The following is a 20,004-nucleotide window of genomic DNA, read 5'->3' as shown; positions in this document are numbered from 1 at the left end:
TCACCTTGTGACGGCGGTCACCGTTGCGTACCTTTCGTTCACACATTTTCGGACAGGCAGACTTGGCCCATGCGCATCACGCACACCCGCCCCCGCAGCCTCGCCGGCCAGCTCTTCGCGATGCAGGTCGTGCTGGTGGCGGCGGTCGTGGCGGGGTGCGCGCTCTTCGCGTACCTCGACGACCGCGGCCAGGCCGAGGAGACCGCGCGCCGGCAGACGACCGCGACCGCGACGGCGGTCGCCCGCTCCCCCGCCGTCGTCGCGGCGGCCCGCTCGTCCGACCCGACCGCCGCCCTCCAGCCGTACGCCGTCTCCCTGGTCGGCGAACCGGGGGTGACCTTCGTGACGATCATGGCGCCGGACGGAACGCGCTGGACGCACCCGGAGCCGGAGCGGATCGGGCAGAAGTACCTGGGGCACATCGAGGAGGCGCGGCGGGGCCGGACGTTCTCGGAGACCTACCGGGGCACGCTCGGGCGGTCGGTGCGGACGGTCGCCCCGGTGTACGACCGGGGCAGCGTGGTCGCCCTGGTGAGTGCCGGCATCACCGTCGACCGGATCAGTGAGCAACTGCGCGGGCAGGTCACCGCGCTGCTCGGGATGGCGGGCGCGGCACTGGCGCTCGGCGGCGCCGGTACGTACGTGATCAACGCGCGGCTGCGGCGGCACACGCACGGGATGAACGCCGCGGAGCTGAGCCGGATGCACGACTACCACGAGGCCGCGTTGCACGCGGTGCGCGAGGGCCTGCTGATGCTGGACGGGGAGCGGCGGATCGCCCTGATCAACGACGGGGCGCGGGAACTGCTGGGGCTGGACCGGGAGGTGGTGGGTACGCCGGTGGCGGAGCTCGGCCTTCCGGTGTCGCTCACCGGCACCTTGCTCGCCGCCGAGCCCCGGGTGGACGAGCTGCATCTGACGGCGGACCGGGTGCTGGTGGTGTCCACCCGGCCGGTGGTGGGCGGGGAGCGGCGCGGGACGATGGTGACGTTGCGGGACCACACGGAGCTGCAGGCGCTGTCGGGTGAGCTGGACTCGGAGCGCGGGTTCACCCAGGCGCTGCGGTCGCAGGCACACGAGGCGGCGAACCGGTTGCACACGGTGGTGTCGCTGATCGAGCTGGGGCGTGTCGAGGAGGCGGTCGAGTTCGCGACGGCGGAGCTGGAGCTGGCGCAGGCTCTGACGGACCGGGTGGTCGACGCGGTCGCCGAGCCGGTGCTGGCGGCCCTGCTGCTGGGCAAGGCGGCCCAGGCGAACGAGCGGGGAGTGGAGCTGGTGCTGACGGAGGACAGCCGGATCGACGACGGTGTCCTGCCGCCTACGCTCCCGGCGCGCGACCTGGTGACGATCCTGGGCAACCTGATCGACAACGCCCTGGAGGCCGCTCAGGGCACCCACGTCTCACGCGTCACGGTGACCGCGCGGGCGGGCGAGGGCACCGGCGAGCTGCTGCTGCGGGTCGCCGACTCCGGTCCGGGCATCGGCCCCGACGACCACGACGCGGTCTTCGAGCGCGGCTGGTCCACCCGCGGCCCGGGCCGGGGCCTGGGGCTCGCCCTGGTCCGCCAGGCCGCCCACCGCGCCGGGGGCACCGTCGAGCTCGGCCACGGCCCGGACGCGGGCGCGGCGTTCACGGTCCGGCTGCCCCTGGGCCGGGCCGGGGAGGCGGGCACGCCGGTCCCGGCGAGCGGGGCCGGCAGTGCGGGGGTGGCGTCATGACCACGGCACCCGCGCCGGGCATCCGGGTCCTGGTCGTCGAGGACGACCCCGTCGCGGCGGACGCGCACGCCCTGTACGCGGGACGGGTGGCGGGCTTCACCGTGGTGGGGGTGGCCCACTCGCGGGCCGCCGCCGTGCGGCTGCTGGAGCGGTCGGCGGTCGACCTGATCCTCCTCGACCTGTACCTGCCGGACGGGCACGGTCTGCACCTGCTGCGGTCGCTGCGCGCCGCCGGTCACCAGGCCGACGTCATCGCCGTCACCTCCGCCCGCGACCTGGCGGTCGTCCGCGAGGGCGTTTCGCTCGGCGTCGTCCAGTACGTACTGAAGCCGTTCACCTTCGCGACCCTGCGCGATCGCCTCACCCGGTACGCCGAGTTCCGGGCGGCCGCCGGGGAGGCGTCCGGGCAGGAGGAGGTGGACAGGGCGCTCGCCACGCTGCGCACCCCGCAGCCGGCCGCCCTCCCCAAGGGCCTCAGCGCGCCGACGCTGGCCGCCGTCACCCGCACCCTCCGCGCGTCGGACACCGGGCTCACGGCCGCGGAGGCGGGGGCGGCCGTCGGTATCTCGAGGATCACCGCCCGCCGCTACCTGGAGCACCTGGTCACCTCGGGACGGGCGGAGCGCAGCCCGCAGTACGGCCAGGTCGGCCGCCCGGAGCTGCAGTACCGCTGGGTGAGGTCCACGGCCGGGGCAGGGTAAATTACCGACAGGTAGGGAACTAGTGGGCGCATCTGGACGTTCCTACGACATTTGGCCTTGGGTGAACCCACCGTAGCCAAAAGTGACCCTCCGCTTCTACGGTGTGCGGCGTGCACCCCTCTCCCTCGTCTCCACCGTTCAACGCCCTCGCCGCGCGCCGACTGCGTGAGGCGCTGGGTATGGCTCCCGCCCACGTCGCCTACGGGCTGCGCGCCCAGTACGGCCTCGGCGTCCCGCCCGAAACGGTCATCGCCTGGGAACGCGGTGTCGCGGCGCCCGACGCACGTGAGCTCACCGCCCTGGCCGGCGTCCTGTGGTGTTCGCCCGGCGAACTGCTCGCCGCCGCCACGACGCTGCGCGAGCACCGTATGGCGCGCGCCATCGCGCCCGAGGACCTCGCCCGCCGCGTCGGCCTCGACATCAAGGCGTACCTCCGCATGGAGGAGTCCGGCCGCTGGCGCGGCAACGAGCGGCAGACCGCCGCTCTCGCGGAGGCGCTGTCCCTCGGGCCGCGCGACCTGATCACGGCCACGGGCCGCGACGAGGAGCTGGCGGACCTGCTGCGCAGCGCGGCGACGACACGCTGGCAGGCGTACGTGAAACCGGCGGCCAAGCTGTTGCCGATGGACCGCCGCCACCTGGAGGACGTGCTCCAGCAGCTGTACGCCGACTACCAGTCGCGGATGGTGGCGACGAACAGCTGGGGCTCCGACGTGACCGGCGACAGCGGCGGCGAGGCGGGCCGGGAGTACCTGGCGCGGATCGTGGAGCACTTCTGGGAGCTGGCCCGGCTGTAGGTCACCGGCGGTCGAAGCGGAACAGCTGCCCCTCACCGCTGTCGCCGTCGCACGCCCGCTGGACGACGTCCGTCCAGGGCGCGGCCGAACCGTCGCGCACCTCCAGGCACAGGCCCGAGTGCGCGGACCGGACGCGGTGGCCCTCGGTGGAACCGCGGAAGCGCTCGATACGGAACATCTCGCGCGCCCCCCGCTTGCCGCACTCCTGGTCCACCAGGGGCGCCCCGTCCTGCTCGACGGCCTCGACGGGGATGCCGGAGCAGCCCGGCCCGTGGTCGGGGTGGTCCGAGCGGAGCCGCCACAGCCCGCCGTCCAGCGGCACGAGGGAGTAACGCGGCACGACCGCCCCGCCGCAACGGCACCTGGTACACCTGGCCGCTCCGCCGACCCGGCCGCTCGCCCAGGCACAGGCCCGAGTGGACGGCACGTATGTCGACGGGCCCCGCCTCGGGCGCTCCCGGTGAGCGATGACCGCCGTCCTCGCCCCGTACGAACGCCACGACCGTGACGGCGGCGATCACCAGCGCCGCACCGGCCACCACCGGCACCACCGCCCGCCACCGCGACGCCCCGGGTGGCGGGCGCACGCCGTCGGCCGTACCGTCCGCCCCCAGGGCCGGGCGGGCGTCCTCGGACGGGCCCACGGCGTCGCCATGACGCTCCCGGTGCGCGAGCTCCTCCCGCACCTCCAGCCAGTGCTCCAGCGCCTCGGGGCGGGCGCCGCACGCGCGGACGAACGCCTGGAGGAGCTCCTCGGGCGGCAGCGTGGTGCGGGTGAGCATGTTCGCGACCGTGGAGCGGGGCAGGACGTCTCCGACCGCCTCCGCCCGGTCCGAGAGTTCGCGGTAGGTCAGGCCGGACCAGTCCTTGAGGGCCCGGAGCTGTGCGATGAACCCGGCCGGGTCGCGCACCTCACGGGGGTCGGGAGCCACCTCCCCGTCGGCCATGCGCCCTCCCTGCGTCCGCCCCAGTCACCGGGACGGAGTGGGGCCATGTCCCGGACAGGCCCAAGCCTGGTCGAATCCGCGGCCCCGCTCAAGAGTGGAACGCCGAACGGCCTTGATCGCCGACGGGGGTGCGATCAAGGCCGCTCGGCACGGAGCGACGGGGGAAGCGGGTCAGTAGACGGACTCCGCCTCGTACATCCGGTTGTCCGGCACCGTCTTGAGCCGCGTGACCGCCTCCGCGAGCGGCACCATCACCACGTCCGCCCCGCGCAGCGCCGTCATGTTGCCGAACTCCTTGCGGTGCGCCGCCTCCACCGCGTGCCAGCCGAAGCGGGTCGCGAGGACACGGTCGTACGCGGTGGGCACGCCGCCCCGCTGCACGTGGCCCAGGATGACCGGCCGGGCCTCCTTGCCGAGGCGCTTCTCCAGTTCGGCGGCGAGCCGGTTGCCGATGCCCTGGAAGCGCTCGTGGCCGAACTGGTCGATGGCGCCCTTGGCGTACTCCATCGAGCCCTCCGCCGGATGCGCGCCCTCCGCGACACAGATGACCGCGAACTTCTTGCCGCGCGCGAAGCGTTCCTCGACCATCTTCACCAGGTCGTCGACCTCGAAGGGCCGTTCGGGCAGGCAGATGCCGTGCGCGCCGCCCGCCATGCCGGACTCCAGGGCGATCCAGCCGGCGTGCCGGCCCATCACCTCCACGACCATCACCCGCTGGTGGGACTCGGCGGTGGTCTTCAGACGGTCTATGGCCTCCGTCGCCACCATCACGGCCGTGTCGAAGCCGAAGGTGCGGTCGGTCGAGGAGATGTCGTTGTCGATGGTCTTCGGTACGCCGACCACGGGCATCCCGGCGTCCGACAGCATCCGGGCGGCGGTCAGCGTGCCCTCGCCGCCGATGGGGATGAGGACGTCGATCCCGTACCTCTTCCGCAACTCCTCGCAGTTCTCGGCGGCTTCCTGCAGTCGTGCGCGCTCCAGGCGCGCGGAGCCGAGAATCGTGCCGCCGCGGGCCAGGATGCCGCTGACCGCGTTGAGATCGAGGGGCCGGTAGTGGCCGTCGAGCAGACCTTTGAACCCGTCCTCGAAGCCGATTACCTCATCGCCGTGGCCGGTCATGGCACGGTGCACGACCGACCGGATCACTGCGTTCAGGCCGGGGCAGTCGCCGCCTGCGGTGAGAACTCCGATGCGCATCGTGCTGTGTCTCCTGCTCAGTAGTGGTACGGGTGAGCCTTCCCGAATTGTCCCACGGCAGGCCTTCCGCTCGTGCTCACACGACCCGTGCCGCAGGCGCTTCCGACCCGGGTTCCCCCGTCTTCGCAGGCCAGACGCCCGGCGGGCGCCCTACCCAGCCGGAGAGGTATTGTCAAGAGGGTATTGCCACCCTCATGGGGTTTTTTGTTCACACGTTCTTTCGAACGCCAGACATGTGACAGGAGAGCTTGCGTGGCGCGCAGCGTGTACGTGACCGGGATCGACCGCGGGGACGGCCGGCAGGTCGTGGAGCTGGGAGTCATGGAGCTCCTGACCCGCCAGGTGGACCGGGTGGGGGTGTTCCGGCCACTCGTGCACGACGGTCCCGACCGCCTCTTCGACCTGCTGCGGGTTCGCTACCGGCTGTCGCAGGACCCGGCCACCGTCTACGGCATGGACTACCAGGAGGCGTCCGCCCTCCAGGCCGAGAAGGGCACCGACGAGCTGGTCGCCCAGCTCGTCGGTCGCTTCCACCGGGTGGCGCGGGACTACGAGGTCGTCCTGGTGCTCGGCACCGACTTCCACGCCACGCAGCTCCCCGAGGAACTCGCGCTCAATGCCCGGCTCGCCAATGAGTTCGGCGCCTCGGTGATACCCGTGGTCGGCGGCAAGGGCCAGGAGGCCGACGCCGTGCGCGCCGAGACGCGCAACGCGTTCCGGGCGTACGAGAGCCTCGGCTGCGACATCCTCGCCATGGTCGCCAACCGGGTGGCACCCGAGGACCGTGACGCCATCGCCGAGCGCCTCGCCGCCCGGCTGCCCGTCCCCTGTTACGTCCTGCCCGACGAACCCGCGCTGTCCGCGCCCACGGTCGCGCAGATCCGCCAGGCGCTGGGCGCCGAGGTGGTGCTGGGCGACGACTCGGGGCTGGCGCGCGACGCCCTGGACTTCGTCTTCGGCGGCGCCATGCTGCCGAACTTCCTCAACGCCCTCACCCCCGGCTGCCTGGTCGTCACCCCCGGCGACCGCGCCGACCTGGTGGTGGGCGCGCTGGCCGCGCACTCGGCCGGCACGCCGCCGATCGCGGGCGTGCTGCTCACGCTGAACGAGCGGCCGAGCCGGGAGATCCTCACCCTCGCCGGGCGGCTCGCGCCCGGCACCCCGGTGATCTCCGTGAGCGGCAACAGCTTCCCGACGGCCGCCGAGTTGTTCTCCCTGGAGGGCAAGCTGAACGCGGCGACGCCCCGCAAGGCCGAGACGGCGCTCGGGCTGTTCGAGCGGCACGTGGACACCGGGGACCTGCTGAAGCGGATCTCGGTGGCGCGCACCGGCCGGGTGACGCCGATGATGTTCGAGCACGACCTGCTGGAGCAGGCGCGGGCGGACCGGCGGCGGGTGGTGCTGCCGGAGGGCGCGGAGGAGCGGGTGCTGCGCGCCGCCGACGTCCTCGTACGCCGCGACGTGTGCGAACTGACGCTGCTGGGCGACGTCGAGGTGATCCGCAAGAAGGCCGCCGACCTCGGGATCGACCTGAAGGACACACAGTTGATCGACCCGTCGGCCAGCGAGCTGCGCCAGCGCTTCGCCGAGCGGTACGCCGAGCTGCGCGCCCACAAGGGCGTCAGCGTGGAGCTGGCGTACGACGTGGTGTCCGACGTCAACTACTTCGGCACGCTGATGGTGCAGGAGGGCCTGGCCGACGGCATGGTGTCGGGCTCGGTGCACTCGACGGCGGCGACGATCCGCCCGGCCTTCGAGATCATCAAGACCAAGCCGGACGCGTCGATCGTCTCGTCGGTCTTCTTCATGTGCCTGGCCGACAGGGTGCTGGTGTACGGCGACTGCGCGGTCAACCCGGACCCGAACGCCGAGCAGCTCGCGGACATCGCCGTCCAGTCGGCCGCCACGGCCGCCCGGTTCGGTGTGGAGCCCCGGATCGCGATGCTGTCGTACTCGACGGGCACGTCGGGCTCCGGCGCGGACGTCGACAAGGTGCGCGAGGCGACGAAGCTGGTGCGCGAGGCGCACCCGGAGCTGAAGATCGAGGGCCCGATCCAGTACGACGCGGCCGTCGAGCCGTCCGTCGCGGCGACGAAGCTGCCGGGATCGGAGGTGGCGGGTCAGGCGACGGTGCTGATCTTCCCGGACCTGAACACCGGCAACAACACCTACAAGGCCGTTCAGCGCTCGGCGGGCGCCGTGGCCGTGGGCCCGGTGCTCCAGGGCCTGCGCAAGCCGGTCAACGACCTGTCGCGCGGCGCGCTCGTCAGCGACATCGTGAACACGGTCGCGATCACCGCGATCCAGTCCCAGCCCACCGCGTCCGCATGACCGCCCGTACGACAGAAAGCACCGCACCCGTGACCGACGCCACCCGCATCCTCGTCCTCAACTCCGGCTCGTCGTCGGTGAAGTACCAGCTCCTCGACATGCGCGACGGCGCGCGCCTGGCGGTGGGCCTGGTGGAACGCATCGGCGAGGAGACCTCCCGCCTGGTGCACACGCCGCTCACCGACGGTGAGCACCGCGAGCGTACGGCCCCGATCGCCGACCACGAGGCGGCGCTGAAGGCGGTCGCCGAGGAACTGTCGGCGGACGGGCTGGGCCTGGACTCCCCGGAGCTGGCGGCGATCGGGCACCGCGTGGTGCACGGCGGCCTGAAGTTCTCGGCGCCGACGGTCATCACGGACGAGGTCCTCGCCGAGATCGAGCGCCTCGTCCCGGTCGCGCCCCTGCACAACCCGGCGAACATCACAGGGATCCGCACCGCCCAGTCGCTGCGCCCCGACCTTCCCCAGGTGGCGGTGTTCGACACGGCGTTCCACACGACGATGCCGGAGTACGCGGCGCGGTACGCGATCGACGTCGAGACCGCCGACGCGCACCGCATCCGCCGTTACGGCTTCCACGGCACCTCGCACGCGTACGTCTCCCGCCGGGTGGCGGGGCTGCTGGGCAAGGACCCGGCCGAGGTCAACGTGATCGTGCTGCACCTGGGCAACGGCGCCTCGGCGTCGGCGGTGTCGGGCGGCCGGTGCGTGGACACCTCGATGGGCCTGACCCCCTTGGAGGGGCTGGTGATGGGTACCCGCTCCGGCGACGTGGATCCGGCGGTCGTTTTCCACCTGAAGCGGGTGGCCGGAATGTCGACCGACGAGATCGATGTCCTGTTGAACAAGAAGAGCGGATTGGTGGGGCTTTGCGGCGACAATGACATGCGGGAGATCCGTCGGCGGATCGATGAGGGCGACGAGCGGGCGCGGCTCGCGTTCGACATTTACATCCACCGGCTGAAGAAGTACATCGGCGCCTATTACGCCGTACTCGGCCGGGTGGACGCGGTGGCGTTCACGGCGGGTGTCGGTGAGAACGCGGCTCCGGTGCGGGAAGCTGCCGTCGCGGGCCTGGAGGAGCTGGGCCTGGCGGTGGACGCGGGCCTCAACGAGGTGCGCTCGGCGGAGCCGCGGCTGATCTCGCCCGAGTACGCGCGCGTGGCGGTGGCCGTGGTGCCGACGGACGAGGAGCTGGAAATCGCGCAGCAAACCTACTCACTGGTCACTTCACCGGCTCATTGAGCCCCACGATTGAGCGCCGGTCCGCCCATTTGTACATTCCACCAGACGGAATATTCCGCAGTGAAACAAACCGATAGGATCCGCCTTATGCGCCGTTCCAAAATCGTCTGCACACTGGGCCCCGCCGTCGACTCGTATGAGCAGCTGAAGGCTCTCATCGAGGCCGGTATGAACGTGGCCCGCTTCAACATGAGCCACGGATCCCACGCTGAGCACGAGGAGCGGTACCACCGTCTCCGCCAGGCCACCGAGGACACCGGCCGCGCGGTGGGCGTCCTCGCCGACCTCCAGGGCCCCAAGATCCGTCTGGAAACGTTCGCCGAGGGACCGGTCGAACTGGTCCGCGGGGACGAGTTCACCATCACCACCGAGGACGTCCCCGGCGACAAGTCCATCTGCGGCACCACCTACAAGGGCCTGCCCGGCGACGTCTCCAAGGGCGACCAGATCCTGATCAACGACGGCAACGTCGAGCTGCGCGTCATCGAGGTCGACGGCCAGCGCGTCAAGACGATCGTCGTCGAGGGCGGGGTCATCTCCGACCACAAGGGCATCAACCTGCCGGGTGCCGCCGTGAACGTCCCGGCCCTGTCCGAGAAGGACGTCGAGGACCTGCGCTTCGCGCTGCGGATGGGCTGCGACCTGGTCGCCCTGTCCTTCGTGCGGGACGCCAACGACGTCAAGGACGTCCACAAGGTGATGGACGAGGTCGGCCGCCGCGTGCCGGTCATCGCCAAGGTGGAGAAGCCGCAAGCCGTCGAGAACATGCAGGACGTCGTGATGGCGTTCGACGGTGTGATGGTGGCCCGTGGCGACCTGGCCGTCGAGTACCCGCTGGAGCGGGTGCCGATGGTGCAGAAGCGCCTCATCGAACTGTGCCGCCGCAACGCCAAGCCGGTGATCGTGGCGACCCAGATGATGGAGTCGATGATCACCAACTCCCGTCCGACCCGCGCCGAGGCGTCCGACGTCGCCAACGCGATCCTGGACGGCGCGGACGCGGTGATGCTGTCCGCCGAGTCCTCGGTCGGCGCCTACCCGATCGAGACCGTCAAGACGATGTCGAAGATCGTCACCGCGGCGGAGGAGGAGCTCCTCTCCAAGGGCCTCCAGCCCCTGGTCCCCGGCAAGAAGCCCCGCACCCAGGGCGGCTCGGTCGCCCGCGCGGCCGCCGAGATCGCGGACTTCCTGGACGGCAAGGCCCTGATCGCCTTCACCAAGTCCGGCGACACGGCCCGCCGCCTCTCCCGCTACCGCGCGCAGCAGCCGATCCTCGCCTTCACCACGGAGGTCTCCACCCGCAACCAGCTCGCCCTGAGCTGGGGCGTCGAGTCCTTCGTGGTCCCCCACGTCGACAACACCGACGCGATGGTCGACCTCGTCGACGCCGAGCTCCTGAAGCTCCAGCGCTACAACGCCGGTGACACCATGATCATCACCGCCGGCTCCCCTCCGGGCGTTCCCGGCACGACCAACATGGTCCGCGTCCACCACCTGGGCGGCGAAGCCCGCAGCTGACCCGTCCCCGCACGTGGGCCGCACCATCCGTACGCGGAGGGCGCGGCCCACAGCCGTACCGGCGGTGGATCGCCCGGCCTCGGCACAGGCAGGAAAGGCACCAGGCCAATGGCGGACGCCGCCCCGCCCCCTGATCTGCTGGACGCCCTGCGGCAGTTGGAGGAGCACCTCGGCAGGTCCCCCACCGACGCCCACGACGGCCATGCCCGCTGGGAGCTGTACCGAGCCGCGCTCGGATCGGACGCGGCCCGGCCCGCCCTGCTGGCCGCCGTCACCGCGGAACAGGACGGAGCGCTCGCGTCGGGCGTCGTGGGCGAGGTCCTGGAACGAGTACCCCGCACCGAGCGGAGCCATTGGGTCGATGCCCTCGCTCCCTCGGTCCGCACGTTCAGCGAGCGCCGGGCACGGGAGCTGGCGATTCTGGAGGACCTTCGGTCCGGGGTGATCGCCCCGGACCGCGTTCCGGAGCTCATCGACGGCTGGAGCGACTGGCTCCAGCTACGCCTCGTCACCGGCGTGGCCGACGAGGCGGTCCTGCGCGTGCTCGTCGCCTCGGGTCGTACCCAGCGGATCAGGCGGACCGCGGCGCGGGCACTGGCCTGACGGCGGGCGCCGCGGAACGGCACCATGGCCTCCCCACCGTGTGGTGGGGAGGCCATGGATGTCGTGCAACCGCCGCAGACTCCGCCCGGTCAGCCCTCGACGAAGTTGCGAAGGCCCGGCACCGTCAGGTTGCCACCGAACTGGCCCGCCTGCGTCACCTTCACGTCCGTGAAGACCGCGTAGGGAACGTTCAGCGGCGGCGGCGACTCGGGGCTGAACTCGATCGGGATGATGCCGAAGAGCTTGCCCTTCAGCGACTCGGTGTACATCGTCACCGTGCCGCCCCGGATGGTGGACTTCTCGCCCTGTTGGGACGTCACATGCCCGGTGTGCCCGTCGGAGTGAGCCGTGAGCTGGTGGAGGTCCTTGATGTCGACCTCGCTCGCGGTGAACTTGAGGACCTTCTTCACCTTGCCGCCGTACGTCTTGACCTCCACGATGCCGTGGTAGTCCAGCCCGCGCAGGGTGAGCTCCGTGCTTTCCAGCTTCCACGGCTCGTCGGGGAGCAGCGGGATGCCGGGCTCCAGTTCGGCGGCGGCGAGGGCCTCGGGGTCCGGGGTCGGGCACGGGAAGCGGGGCTTGGCGCCGTCCGGGATGTCCTCGTCCTTCTTGGGGTCGAGTCCCTTGACGTCCTCCGGAAGCTCCTCGGCCTCGGCGCCGGCCTTGTCCGCGGCGTCCTTGATCGCTTCCCTGGTCTTGTCGACGACCTCGTCGTCCTGCTCGGCCGGCCTCTCCGCGGGCTTCGTCGACGCCTCGGTCGACGGCTCGGCGGAGGGCTCGGCCGTCGGCGGCTGTGTGGAGGGTGCCGCCGTCGTGGGCGCGTCGGCCGACGGGGTGGCCGCCGGCTCCTCCTCGTCCGGGCCGTCGAAAACGTCCTTGATCGCGTCACCGATGCCCAGCGGGTCCAGGGGGTTCCTGGTCTCCGTCGGCGTGGGCGTCGGGGTGGGCGTGGGTGTGGCGGAAGGAGTCGGGCTCGTGGTGGCCGGGGGCTTCGTGGCGTCGGCCTTCGGCTCGGTGGTCTCCTTCTCCGGCTCGCTCGCGGACGGGCTGGTGCCGGGTGTCGGCTCCTTCTCCTCGTCCGTACCGGGAGGCTCGGCCCCGGGAGACTCGGTCGCGCTCTGCGACGGCTCCGGCTTCGGGGACTCGGACTCCGCGGGCTTCTCCGACTCCGACGGCTCGTCGGACCGCGTCACACACGGACCGGGCGCGAAGGGGATGTCCTTCTCGTCGGCGATGGCGATCTTGGGGGTCAGGCCGAGGCCGACGAATACCGCGGTGGGCATGGCGGCGAGGGCCATCGCCTTGCCCGCCGGCGCCTGCAGCTTGGACAGCAGCGACTTCCTGGGGGCCGCGTGCCGCGGCCCCTTTCTCATCGCCGGCTGTATGTCGTCACCCCGCACTGTTCCTCCCGCCATCGGCGTCGATCGTGCTGTCGGTCGCGTTGCTGTGCGGGGCCACGGCCGACAACTCATCGGCTCGCTCGGTGTCGCCCTCGGGCAGCCCCGCCTCCTCGGCCGGTTCCTCCGCCGGTGTGCCGGGCGCCCACGAGGCGGACAGAGCACCGCCGATCAGGGCGAACAGGAAGCCGATGAGGAAACCGCCGATGTTCGCGACGGGCAAGGAGACGAGCGCAAGGACAATGGCGGCGATACCCGCGAACACCCGCACGACGGCGTGGAACCACATCGTCAGACCGAGTGTGATGAGCAGGACACCGATGATCAGCGAACCGGCACCCGCTGTGGTGGCCATGGCGATCGTCATGTTGCCGAGTCGGAGGTCGGCGTACGGCAGATAGGCGATCGGCAGACCGCCGATCATGGTGAACAGCCCGCCCCAGAAAGGCCGGTTGCCCCGCCACGCCCGGAAGCGCAGCCGCCAGTAGGTGAATCCGCGGGAACCAGTGGACTCGGCGCTCATGGAAAACAGCTCCCTGGAAGCGGTGGTGCAGGAAAAAAGAGAAGAAGGGAGAGAAGGCCCGGACGGGCAGGCTCGCCGTACGCGCTCCCGCCCGCCCGGCACGTGCTAGTCCTGGAAGCACTCCTTGGTGCCCCGGTGGAGCTTGAGGCTCAGGTCCGGCAGCTTGAACGTTCCGGCCGTGGTCGCCCAGGCCTTCTGCTTCACGTCCGTCAGCTTGACCGTGTCGGCACGCTGGGCGAAGCCGAACGGGTTGGCCCTGGCCTCGGTGCCCGGCTGGATGCCGGGGTCGCCGTCCTTCTTCGGCAGGGAACCGGCGGCAACACCGATGTCGATCTTCTCGAAGTAGGCGTTGGCCTTGAGGTCGGAGACATCCAGGTAGATGTCCGTCGCCTCGACCTTGTCCTTACCGGTACCGGCGGTCAGCTCCAGGCTGACGGTGCCGATCAGCGGCACGTGCGGCGTCACGACGGACTGGCACATGTTGCTGATCGTGGCCGTCTTGAAGCCCGACACCGCCACCGGCGCGGCGAACTTCTCACCCTTGAGGGTCTTGCCCTCGGAGTAGCTGCCGTACTGGACGAACTTGGTGCCGGTGAGCTCCGAGGCCTCGACCTTGAACTCCTGGCCGGAGATGCTGAACGACGCCGCCAGCGCTCCCTGGGCCAGGCCGACGCCTATCGCGGCCGTCGCGGCCACGCTCGGCACCATGACGACGGCGAACCGCTTCCATCTGGTCCCGCCGCGAATCTGGGACTTCATAGATTTCCTCCTTCTCGGACGTACATCTCCGGAGGGGCCGAGGGCCCGTCCTGGGATGGGAGAAGTGCTACGTCCTCGGGAAGGAGAGCGCCCGTAGATCAGGCGCTAGCCGCGTCCGAATCACCGGCGATCACCCCCGAGCGACAACCACTGGCCACGCCTTCGCGCAACCCTGCTTGGACAGGCCCTGCCGGGATGGGCAGGAACCCCCCTGTCCGGGGCCGGCGGCAAGGTCGCCGGCCCGCTCGGTGGGGACCCGCTCCCGTGTGCGCGGCTGGTTGCCGGGCTGGTACGGGATTGGACCGAGCGTGGCCGATCGTGGTCCATTCACGGCTTCGACACAAGGGGTGTCGTTACTGGCTAGTAACGGGTGGATAACCACGCCACGACGGCGTGATGTCGCCCGGGTACACAGGGTGCTACCCACCGGTTCGACAGAAGGTGATTTCATCGGCAAAAGCCGGACATAAAGTGGGTGTTGATTTACTGCAAGTAACAGCGGCCGCGTTTACCAAGTTTTGGTAAAGCGCGGCCGCTCTTTGTCACTGTGTCGCCAAATCGTCGGCGCCCCGACGAGGGGTCAGCGCGTCAGAACAGCACCCGCGCCAGCGCCGAACGGGCCCTGGTGACACGCGGGTCGTCCGGGCCGATCACCTCGAAGAGCTCCAGCAGCCGGACCCGTGCCGTGTCGCGGTCGTCGCCCGCCGTACGGCGCACCGTGTCGACGAGACGGCTGAAAGCGTCCTCCACGTGGCCGCCCACCAGGTCCAGGTCGGCGGCGGCGAGCTGGGCCTGGACGTCGGCCGGGTCGTCCGCCGCGTTCTTGCGGACCAGCTGGGGGTCCATGCCCTGCACCCGGGAGAGCAGTTCCGCCTGGGCGAGGCCCAGCTTGGCCTCGGTGTTGCCCGGGTCGTCGACCAGGACGTTCTTGTACGCCTGGATCGCGCCGCTGAAGTCATTGGCGTCCAGCGCCCGGACCGCCGCCTCCAGCAGCGCGTCGTACGGGCCGGCCGGCTGCGCCGGTGCCGCGGGCGAACCGGCCGCGTCCGGGTCGACCGTGATGCCGGTGAGGCCGAACCGCTCCTCGCCGACACGGATGAGCTCGTCCAGGGTCTGGCGGATCTGCGCCTCGGGCGCCGCCCCCTGGAACAGCGGCAGCGCCTGTCCGGCGACCACCGCGAAAACGGCCGGGATCCCCTGGATCCCGAACTGCTGCATCAGCATCTGGTTGGCGTCGACGTCGATCTTGGCGAGCACGAACCGGCCGTTGTACTCGGCGGCCAGCCGCTCCAGCAGCGGGCCGAGCTGCTTGCACGGCTCGCACCACTCGGCCCAGAAGTCGATGACGACCGGGACCTCGGTGGAGCGCTGGATGATGTCGCGCTCGAACCCCGCCTCGTCGACATCGATCACCAGGGCCGACGGGGGAACGGCTCCGCCGCCGCCCTGCCGGGCGGCCTGGGCGCGTGCCTGCTCCGCCTTCGCCTTGGCCTCTCCGGCCGCCTTCACCGCGGCGAGGTCGACGACGCCGCTCATGGACATGTTCCTAGGCTGCATGGGTACATCCTCCCCCTTCCGCGCGCGTAACCGGTAAGCCATGGCCGAACCGCGGCGCCCGCGCGCCCCCCGCCGGTGTGCGGGGCGTACGGACGTAAGCGATTCAGCAGATGTTTTCGGCGCCGGGTCCCCACCCTGGCGCCTGTGGTTGTCGCTCCTGGCCGCTCAAAGCCTTTCGCTACGCGTCGTAGCGTAACCCCGATCCGGGGCGCCCGGGGCCCGGACCCCGCGGTGAACTGCCTCACATGTACGGGCCGGTAACAACCGGCCTACTCGCCGGTATGGTCGAGCGTCATGTGCAGAAGTTCCAGCCGTTCACCGAGTCGCACCGGCGGTCGCCCCCGCTCGGCACAGGCCGACGCGGCGATATTGGAGGCGACCAGGGCCGCCCTGGTCGAGCTGGGCTGGTCCAAGCTGACGATGGGCGACGTGGCCGGCCGCGCCGGGGTCGCCAAGACGACCCTCTACCGGCGCTGGGCCGGTAAGAACGAACTCGTCGTCGACGCCGTCGCCGTCCTCTTCGACGAGCTGGAACTGCCCGACCGCGGCAGCCTGATGGCCGACATCGAGGGTGTGGTCGTCCAGTTCGCGGCCCTGCTGGAGCGGCCCGAGACCAAGACGGCGCTGATGGCCGTCATCGCCGAGTCCACCCGCGACGAGCCGCTGCGCGAGCGGATCCGCACCTCGATAGTGGAGCGGCAGAAGCGACTCGTCATGGCGGGGCGGCAGCGCGCCCAGGCCCGCGGTGAACTGCCCGCGAGCCCGGCGTCCCCCGGCGGGACCGACGACCTGATCTTCGACGTGATCGCCGGCGCGGTGGTCCACCGGGCCCTGGTGAGCGCCGAACCCGTCGACGCGGAGTGGGTCCGGCGCTTCACCGCCCTGCTGCTGGGGGGCCTGGGAGCCGCGGCTCAGACCTGACGGCGGTCGGCGAACAGACGCGAGTGGTCCACGATTCGGCCCGGCGTCCAGGGGCGGCTCCGGCCACCGGCCGGCCCACGGCCTCGCCCGCCCGCACGGCGCCGAGCCGACCGCGGGAACACCCCGGCGGCGGCGCCCTGTTCGAGCTCTTCTTCAGAGGGGGCGGTGCATGACGTGCAGCCCCACATACCCTTCCGTGGGGTGGTGGAACGCCTCCGGGACCGTGCCGACGATCCGGAATCCGAGCCGCTCGTAGAGCCGTACCGCGTGGACGTTGGTCTCCACGACCGCGTTGAACTGCATGCCCAGGAAGCCGCGCTCCCGCGCCCAGTCCAGGCTGTACTCGACGAGTGCCCGTCCTACGCCACGGCCGCCGTGCGCGGGGTCGGTCATGTAGCTGGCGCTGGCGATGTGCGCGCCGTTCCCGGCCTGGTTCCGGTTCATCTTGGCGGTGCCGAGGACCGTACCGGTCTCGTCGTCGACGGCGACGACCGTGCGGTTCGGGGCGTCCAGCAGCCACCAGCCGCGGCCGTCCTCCTGCCCGAGGTCGAGCGGGAAGGTGAAGGTGTCACCGGCGGCGACGATCCTGTGGAAGAACGGCCAGATGGCGGGCCAGTCGTCGGCCGTGGCTTCCCTGATGGTGATCTGCATCGATCCAGCATGCCCCGCCCCCTGCCGTGGCCGCAGCCGGGTTTCACGCGACGCGTACGAACCTGGCGGGCGGCCCTTCCTCGGGCGGCAGCAGCCCGGCCCGTACGAGGGCGGCGCGGCCGGCCATCGCCCCGGCCTGGCGGAAGCCCCACTCCGAGGAGTCCACCTCGTGGTACCGCCCGTGGGTGAGCAGGACGGCGGCGGACGTGTCGCCGAGCCCCTCCTTGATGCCCTCCCAGAGGGCGTCCGCGTACTCGGGCGGCAGCAGCCGGGCCGGGACCAGGTTGAGGAACTCGCTCTCCCCGTCCCGTCCCGGCGGCTCGAAGTCGGCGTCGAACAGCGCGAACGGCCCGCAGGCCCCCACGTACCAGTAGCGGACGGCGACGCCGGGGACCGGTACGGGGAGGGCTGTCATGCGGCGCAGTCTAGAAGCCCGGCGGCTCCGTGTAGGTTCCCCACTCGTCCCGCAGGGCGTCGCAGATCTCGCCGAGCGTGGCCTCCGCCCGTACGGCGTCCAGCATCGGTTCGATCATGTTGGAGCCGTCCCGGGCGGCGGCGAGCATCGCGTCGAGGGAGGTGCGCACCCGCGTCTCGTCGCGGGCCGCCTTCCGGGCCCCGAGCACCTTCACCTGCTCGCGCTCGACCTCGTGGCTGACCCGGAGGATCTCGAGGTCGCCGGTGACCGAGCCGTGGTGGCAGTTGACGCCGACGACCCGCTTGTCGCCCTTCTCCAGGGCCTGCTGGTAGCGGAAGGCGGACTCGGCGATCTCGCCGGTGAACCAGCCGTCCTCGATGCCGCGCAGGATGCCGGAGGTGATCGGCCCGATGGGGTGCTGTCCGTCGGAGTGGGCGCGCAGGCCGCGCTCCTTGATCCGGTCGAAGATCTTCTCGGCGTCGGCCTCGATGCGGTCGGTGAGCTGCTCGACGTACCAGGAACCGCCCAGCGGGTCGGCGACGTTGGCGACGCCGGTCTCCTCCATCAGCACCTGCTGGGTACGCAGGGCGATCTCGGCGGCCTGCTCGCTGGGCAGGGCGAGGGTCTCGTCGAGGGCGTTGGTGTGCAGCGAGTTCGTCCCGCCGAGGACGGCGGCGAGGGCCTCCACGGCCGTCCGCACCACGTTGTTGTACGGCTGCTGGGCGGTGAGCGAGACGCCTGCGGTCTGGGTGTGGAACCGCAGCCACTGCGCCTTGTCCGTCTTCGCGCCGTAGACCTCCTTCATCCAGCGTGCCCAGATACGGCGGGCGGCGCGGAACTTGGCGATCTCCTCGAAGAAGTCGAGGTGCGCGTCGAAGAAGAAGGACAGGCCGGGCGCGAAGACGTCCACGTCCAGGCCGCGGCTGAGCCCGAGCTCGACGTACCCGAAGCCGTCGGCGAGCGTGTACGCCAGCTCCTGCGCGGCCGTCGCGCCGGCCTCGCGGATGTGGTAGCCGGAGACGGACAGGGGCTTGTACGCCGGGATGTTGCGGGCGCAGTGCTCCATGAGGTCGCCGATGAGGCGGAGGTGCGGCTCGGGCTGGAAGAGCCACTCCTTCTGGGCGATGTACTCCTTGAAGATGTCGGTCTGGAGGGTGCCGTTGAGGACGCCCGGGTCGACGCCCTGCCGTTCGGCGGCGACGAGGTACATGCAGAAGACGGGGACGGCGGGACCGCTGATCGTCATCGAGGTGGTGACGTCGCCGAGGGGGATGTCCTTGAAGAGGACCTCCATGTCGGCGGCGGAGTCGATGGCGACGCCGCAGTGGCCGACCTCGCCGAGCGAGCGCGGGTCGTCGGAGTCGCGGCCCATGAGCGTCGGCATGTCGAAGGCGACGGACAGTCCGCCACCGCCGTTGCCGAGGATCATCTTGTAGCGCTCGTTGGTCTGCTCGGCGTTGCCGAAGCCGGCGAACTGGCGGATCGTCCAGGTGCGGCCGCGGTAGCCGGTCGGGTGGAGGCCGCGGGTGAAGGGGTACTCACCGGGCCAGCCGATCCGCTCGAAGCCGTCGTAGGTGTCACCGGGCCGGGGCCCGTAGACCGGCTCCACGGGGTCCCCGGAGAGCGTGGTGAAGTCGGCGTCGCGCTTGCGGGCGGCGTCGTAACGGGCCTGCCAGCGTCGGCGGCCTTCCTCGATGGCGTCAGCGTCCATACCTTCGAATTTACTAGGACGTCCTAGTAAATGTCGATGGGCGAGCCGCCGTAGGCGTGCCGTACGGCGGCTCGCGGGGGTGTTACGCCTTGGCGGGCGCGGGCGCGGCCGTACCGGTGAGCAGCGGCTCGACGTCCCGGGTGACCTGGCGCTCCACGAAGAACGCGGCGAAGGGGATCGTGCCGGACAGCAGGATCCACAGGAGCTTGCCGAACTTCCACCGGGCCTTGGAGCCCAGGTCGAAGGCGAAGATCAGGTAGATGATGTAGAGGACGCCGTGGGCTTGGGAGACCATGAAGGTCACGTCCTCGCCCGTGTCGAACCCGTACTTGAACACCATGCACGTGCAGAGCACGAGCAGCATGACGGCGGTCACATAGGCCATGACCCGGTAGCGGGTCAGCACGCTCCTCTTCATGGCGCCGAGCGTAACGTGACGTTCCGGGCGATCTTCGCGCGGGTCACCCCTCCGGGAGGCGGGTCACTTCTCCTCGAAGTCGTGTGCGGCGATCCGCAGCGGCCGCAGCATGGCGAAGATCTCGGCGCACTCCTCGGCGTCGTACACACCGAGACCGAAATCCATCGCCATCAGGTCCGCCGTCGCCGCCTCGACGACCTCGCGGCCCTTGTCGGTGATGGAGGCGAGGGTGCCGCGCCCGTCGTTGGGGTTGGGGCGCTTGGCCACCAGGCCGGACCTCACCAGCCGGTCGACCGTGTTCGTCACGGACGTCGGGTGGACCATCAGCCGCTCACCGATCTTGGACATCGGCAGCTCGCCCTCCTTGGAGAAGGTGAGCAGCACCAGCGCCTCGTACCGGGCGAAGGTCAGCCCGTAGGGCTTGACCACCGCGTCGACCTCCGCGAGCAGGATCTGGTGCGCGCGCATGATCGAGGTGATGGCGGCCATGGAGGGGACGGGCCCCCAGCGGCGCTGCCAGAGCTCGTCGGCGCGGGCGATGGGGTCGAACGGGAGACTGAGCGGCTTCGGCACGTCGACGACCTTACCGACTGGT

General features: G+C 71.0%; 19 protein-coding genes and 1 pseudogene. 8 read left to right on the top strand and 12 right to left on the bottom strand.

Translation table 11 applies throughout. The annotated features are described in order from the left end of the window. Positions 1 to 69: 69 nt before the first annotated feature. From ACZ6C1_RS01765 to ACZ6C1_RS01755, 3 genes are all read left to right on the top strand, one after another. Complete coding sequence (locus tag ACZ6C1_RS01765; protein ID WP_469236708.1) at positions 70 to 1,719, top strand: sensor histidine kinase; 1,650 nt, start codon at positions 70 to 72, stop codon at positions 1,717 to 1,719. Continuing rightward, positions 1,716 to 2,420 carry a response regulator gene (locus ACZ6C1_RS01760; RefSeq protein ID WP_469236706.1) on the top strand — a complete coding sequence of 235 codons (705 nt, stop codon included), beginning with the start codon at positions 1,716 to 1,718 and terminating at the stop codon, positions 2,418 to 2,420. Before ACZ6C1_RS01765 ends, ACZ6C1_RS01760 begins: the two co-directional genes overlap by 4 nt. 110 nt (positions 2,421 to 2,530) lie before the next feature. After that, entirely contained in the window at positions 2,531 to 3,217 is a 687-nt protein-coding gene (locus ACZ6C1_RS01755) for a helix-turn-helix domain-containing protein (RefSeq protein ID WP_469236704.1), read from the top strand. 1 nt (position 3,218) lies between these two features. Here ACZ6C1_RS01755 and ACZ6C1_RS01750 read toward each other — a convergent pair whose 3' ends face one another. The 3 genes and pseudogenes from ACZ6C1_RS01750 to ACZ6C1_RS01740 form a co-directional block, all read right to left on the bottom strand. After that, complete coding sequence (locus ACZ6C1_RS01750; protein ID WP_469237181.1) at positions 3,219 to 3,557, bottom strand: RICIN domain-containing protein; 339 nt, start codon at positions 3,555 to 3,557, stop codon at positions 3,219 to 3,221. 364 nt (positions 3,558 to 3,921) lie between these two features. Next, positions 3,922 to 4,164 (bottom strand): annotated as a pseudogene (locus ACZ6C1_RS01745) (helix-turn-helix domain-containing protein); the annotation flags it as partial. A gap of 171 nt (positions 4,165 to 4,335) precedes the next feature. Further along, a complete protein-coding gene (locus ACZ6C1_RS01740; RefSeq protein WP_469236702.1) occupies positions 4,336 to 5,361 on the bottom strand; it encodes an ATP-dependent 6-phosphofructokinase in 1,026 nt (341 codons plus the stop codon). A gap of 252 nt (positions 5,362 to 5,613) precedes the next feature. On the opposite strand from ACZ6C1_RS01740, the gene pta reads away from it, so the two are divergent. The 4 genes from pta to ACZ6C1_RS01720 all read left to right on the top strand — a co-directional run bounded on the left by pta (position 5,614) and on the right by ACZ6C1_RS01720 (position 11,057). Continuing rightward, positions 5,614 to 7,692: a phosphate acetyltransferase gene (gene pta / locus ACZ6C1_RS01735; RefSeq protein WP_469236701.1), complete on the top strand. Its 2,079-nt coding sequence runs from the start codon at positions 5,614 to 5,616 to the stop codon at positions 7,690 to 7,692. Beyond that, positions 7,689 to 8,936 carry an acetate kinase gene (locus ACZ6C1_RS01730; RefSeq protein ID WP_469236699.1) on the top strand — a complete coding sequence of 416 codons (1,248 nt, stop codon included), beginning with the start codon at positions 7,689 to 7,691 and terminating at the stop codon, positions 8,934 to 8,936. Before pta ends, ACZ6C1_RS01730 begins: the two co-directional genes overlap by 4 nt. Before the next feature lie 87 nt (positions 8,937 to 9,023). Then, positions 9,024 to 10,454, top strand: coding sequence for a pyruvate kinase (gene pyk / locus ACZ6C1_RS01725; protein WP_469236697.1), 1,431 nt, complete (start codon positions 9,024 to 9,026; stop codon positions 10,452 to 10,454). Between the two features lie 108 nt (positions 10,455 to 10,562). Then, positions 10,563 to 11,057: a hypothetical protein gene (locus tag ACZ6C1_RS01720; RefSeq protein WP_469236695.1), complete on the top strand. Its 495-nt coding sequence runs from the start codon at positions 10,563 to 10,565 to the stop codon at positions 11,055 to 11,057. A gap of 89 nt (positions 11,058 to 11,146) precedes the next feature. On the opposite strand, the gene ACZ6C1_RS01715 is transcribed toward ACZ6C1_RS01720, so the two are convergent. From ACZ6C1_RS01715 to ACZ6C1_RS01700, 4 genes are all read right to left on the bottom strand, one after another. Beyond that, a complete protein-coding gene (locus ACZ6C1_RS01715) occupies positions 11,147 to 12,457 on the bottom strand; it encodes a hypothetical protein (protein ID WP_469237152.1) in 1,311 nt (436 codons plus the stop codon). Further along, positions 12,447 to 12,977, bottom strand: coding sequence for a DUF6114 domain-containing protein (locus ACZ6C1_RS01710; protein ID WP_469236693.1), 531 nt, complete (start codon positions 12,975 to 12,977; stop codon positions 12,447 to 12,449). Before ACZ6C1_RS01710 ends, ACZ6C1_RS01715 begins: the two co-directional genes overlap by 11 nt. 105 nt (positions 12,978 to 13,082) lie before the next feature. After that, complete coding sequence (locus ACZ6C1_RS01705) at positions 13,083 to 13,736, bottom strand: DUF6230 family protein (protein ID WP_469236691.1); 654 nt, start codon at positions 13,734 to 13,736, stop codon at positions 13,083 to 13,085. A 588-nt stretch (positions 13,737 to 14,324) separates the two neighbouring features. Next, positions 14,325 to 15,293 carry a tetratricopeptide repeat protein gene (locus ACZ6C1_RS01700; protein WP_469236690.1) on the bottom strand — a complete coding sequence of 323 codons (969 nt, stop codon included), beginning with the start codon at positions 15,291 to 15,293 and terminating at the stop codon, positions 14,325 to 14,327. A 294-nt stretch (positions 15,294 to 15,587) separates the two neighbouring features. On the opposite strand from ACZ6C1_RS01700, the gene ACZ6C1_RS01695 reads away from it, so the two are divergent. After that, a complete protein-coding gene (locus ACZ6C1_RS01695) occupies positions 15,588 to 16,214 on the top strand; it encodes a TetR/AcrR family transcriptional regulator (protein WP_469236688.1) in 627 nt (208 codons plus the stop codon). A gap of 153 nt (positions 16,215 to 16,367) precedes the next feature. Here the strand turns inward: ACZ6C1_RS01695 and ACZ6C1_RS01690 are convergent, their stop codons facing one another. From ACZ6C1_RS01690 to ACZ6C1_RS01670, 5 genes are all read right to left on the bottom strand, one after another. Next, complete coding sequence (locus ACZ6C1_RS01690) at positions 16,368 to 16,859, bottom strand: GNAT family N-acetyltransferase (protein WP_469237150.1); 492 nt, start codon at positions 16,857 to 16,859, stop codon at positions 16,368 to 16,370. Positions 16,860 to 16,908: 49 nt separating this feature from the next. After that, the gene (locus ACZ6C1_RS01685; protein WP_469236687.1) at positions 16,909 to 17,280 is read right to left on the bottom strand and encodes a hypothetical protein; all 372 of its coding nucleotides are present in this window, start codon (positions 17,278 to 17,280) and stop codon (positions 16,909 to 16,911) included. Between the two features lie 10 nt (positions 17,281 to 17,290). Beyond that, positions 17,291 to 18,991, bottom strand: a complete 1,701-nt coding sequence (locus ACZ6C1_RS01680) for an acyl-CoA mutase large subunit family protein (protein ID WP_469236686.1) — start codon at positions 18,989 to 18,991, stop codon at positions 17,291 to 17,293. A gap of 82 nt (positions 18,992 to 19,073) precedes the next feature. Further along, a complete protein-coding gene (locus tag ACZ6C1_RS01675) occupies positions 19,074 to 19,409 on the bottom strand; it encodes a DUF3817 domain-containing protein (protein ID WP_469236684.1) in 336 nt (111 codons plus the stop codon). A 63-nt stretch (positions 19,410 to 19,472) separates the two neighbouring features. Then, on the bottom strand, positions 19,473 to 19,982 hold the full coding sequence (locus ACZ6C1_RS01670; protein WP_073754407.1) for a MarR family winged helix-turn-helix transcriptional regulator: 510 nt from the start codon (positions 19,980 to 19,982) through the stop codon (positions 19,473 to 19,475). Between the last annotated feature and the right edge of the window lie 22 nt (positions 19,983 to 20,004).

It is taken from the genome of Streptomyces sp. NPDC041796, assembly GCF_055590785.1.
The sequence above is the reverse complement of the archived record's forward strand: the minus strand, read 5'-3'. Positions and strand labels throughout refer to the sequence as shown.

Bases quoted from the DNA above. Each gene is read 5' to 3' on its own strand.
- ACZ6C1_RS01765 (WP_469236708.1), top strand. From the start codon at position 70: ATGCGCATCACGCACACCCGCCCCCGCAGCCTCGCCGGCCAGCTCTTC.
- ACZ6C1_RS01760 (WP_469236706.1), top strand. From the start codon at position 1,716: ATGACCACGGCACCCGCGCCGGGCATCCGGGTCCTGGTCGTCGAGGAC.
- ACZ6C1_RS01740 (WP_469236702.1), bottom strand. From the start codon at position 5,361: ATGCGCATCGGAGTTCTCACCGCAGGCGGCGACTGCCCCGGCCTGAAC.
- ACZ6C1_RS01730 (WP_469236699.1), top strand. From the start codon at position 7,689: ATGACCGCCCGTACGACAGAAAGCACCGCACCCGTGACCGACGCCACC.
- pyk (WP_469236697.1), top strand. From the start codon at position 9,024: ATGCGCCGTTCCAAAATCGTCTGCACACTGGGCCCCGCCGTCGACTCG.
- ACZ6C1_RS01720 (WP_469236695.1), top strand. From the start codon at position 10,563: ATGGCGGACGCCGCCCCGCCCCCTGATCTGCTGGACGCCCTGCGGCAG.
- ACZ6C1_RS01710 (WP_469236693.1), bottom strand. From the start codon at position 12,977: ATGAGCGCCGAGTCCACTGGTTCCCGCGGATTCACCTACTGGCGGCTG.
- ACZ6C1_RS01705 (WP_469236691.1), bottom strand. From the start codon at position 13,736: ATGAAGTCCCAGATTCGCGGCGGGACCAGATGGAAGCGGTTCGCCGTC.
- ACZ6C1_RS01700 (WP_469236690.1), bottom strand. From the start codon at position 15,293: ATGCAGCCTAGGAACATGTCCATGAGCGGCGTCGTCGACCTCGCCGCG.
- ACZ6C1_RS01695 (WP_469236688.1), top strand. From the start codon at position 15,588: ATGTGCAGAAGTTCCAGCCGTTCACCGAGTCGCACCGGCGGTCGCCCC.
- ACZ6C1_RS01685 (WP_469236687.1), bottom strand. From the start codon at position 17,280: ATGACAGCCCTCCCCGTACCGGTCCCCGGCGTCGCCGTCCGCTACTGG.
- ACZ6C1_RS01680 (WP_469236686.1), bottom strand. From the start codon at position 18,991: ATGGACGCTGACGCCATCGAGGAAGGCCGCCGACGCTGGCAGGCCCGT.
- ACZ6C1_RS01675 (WP_469236684.1), bottom strand. From the start codon at position 19,409: ATGAAGAGGAGCGTGCTGACCCGCTACCGGGTCATGGCCTATGTGACC.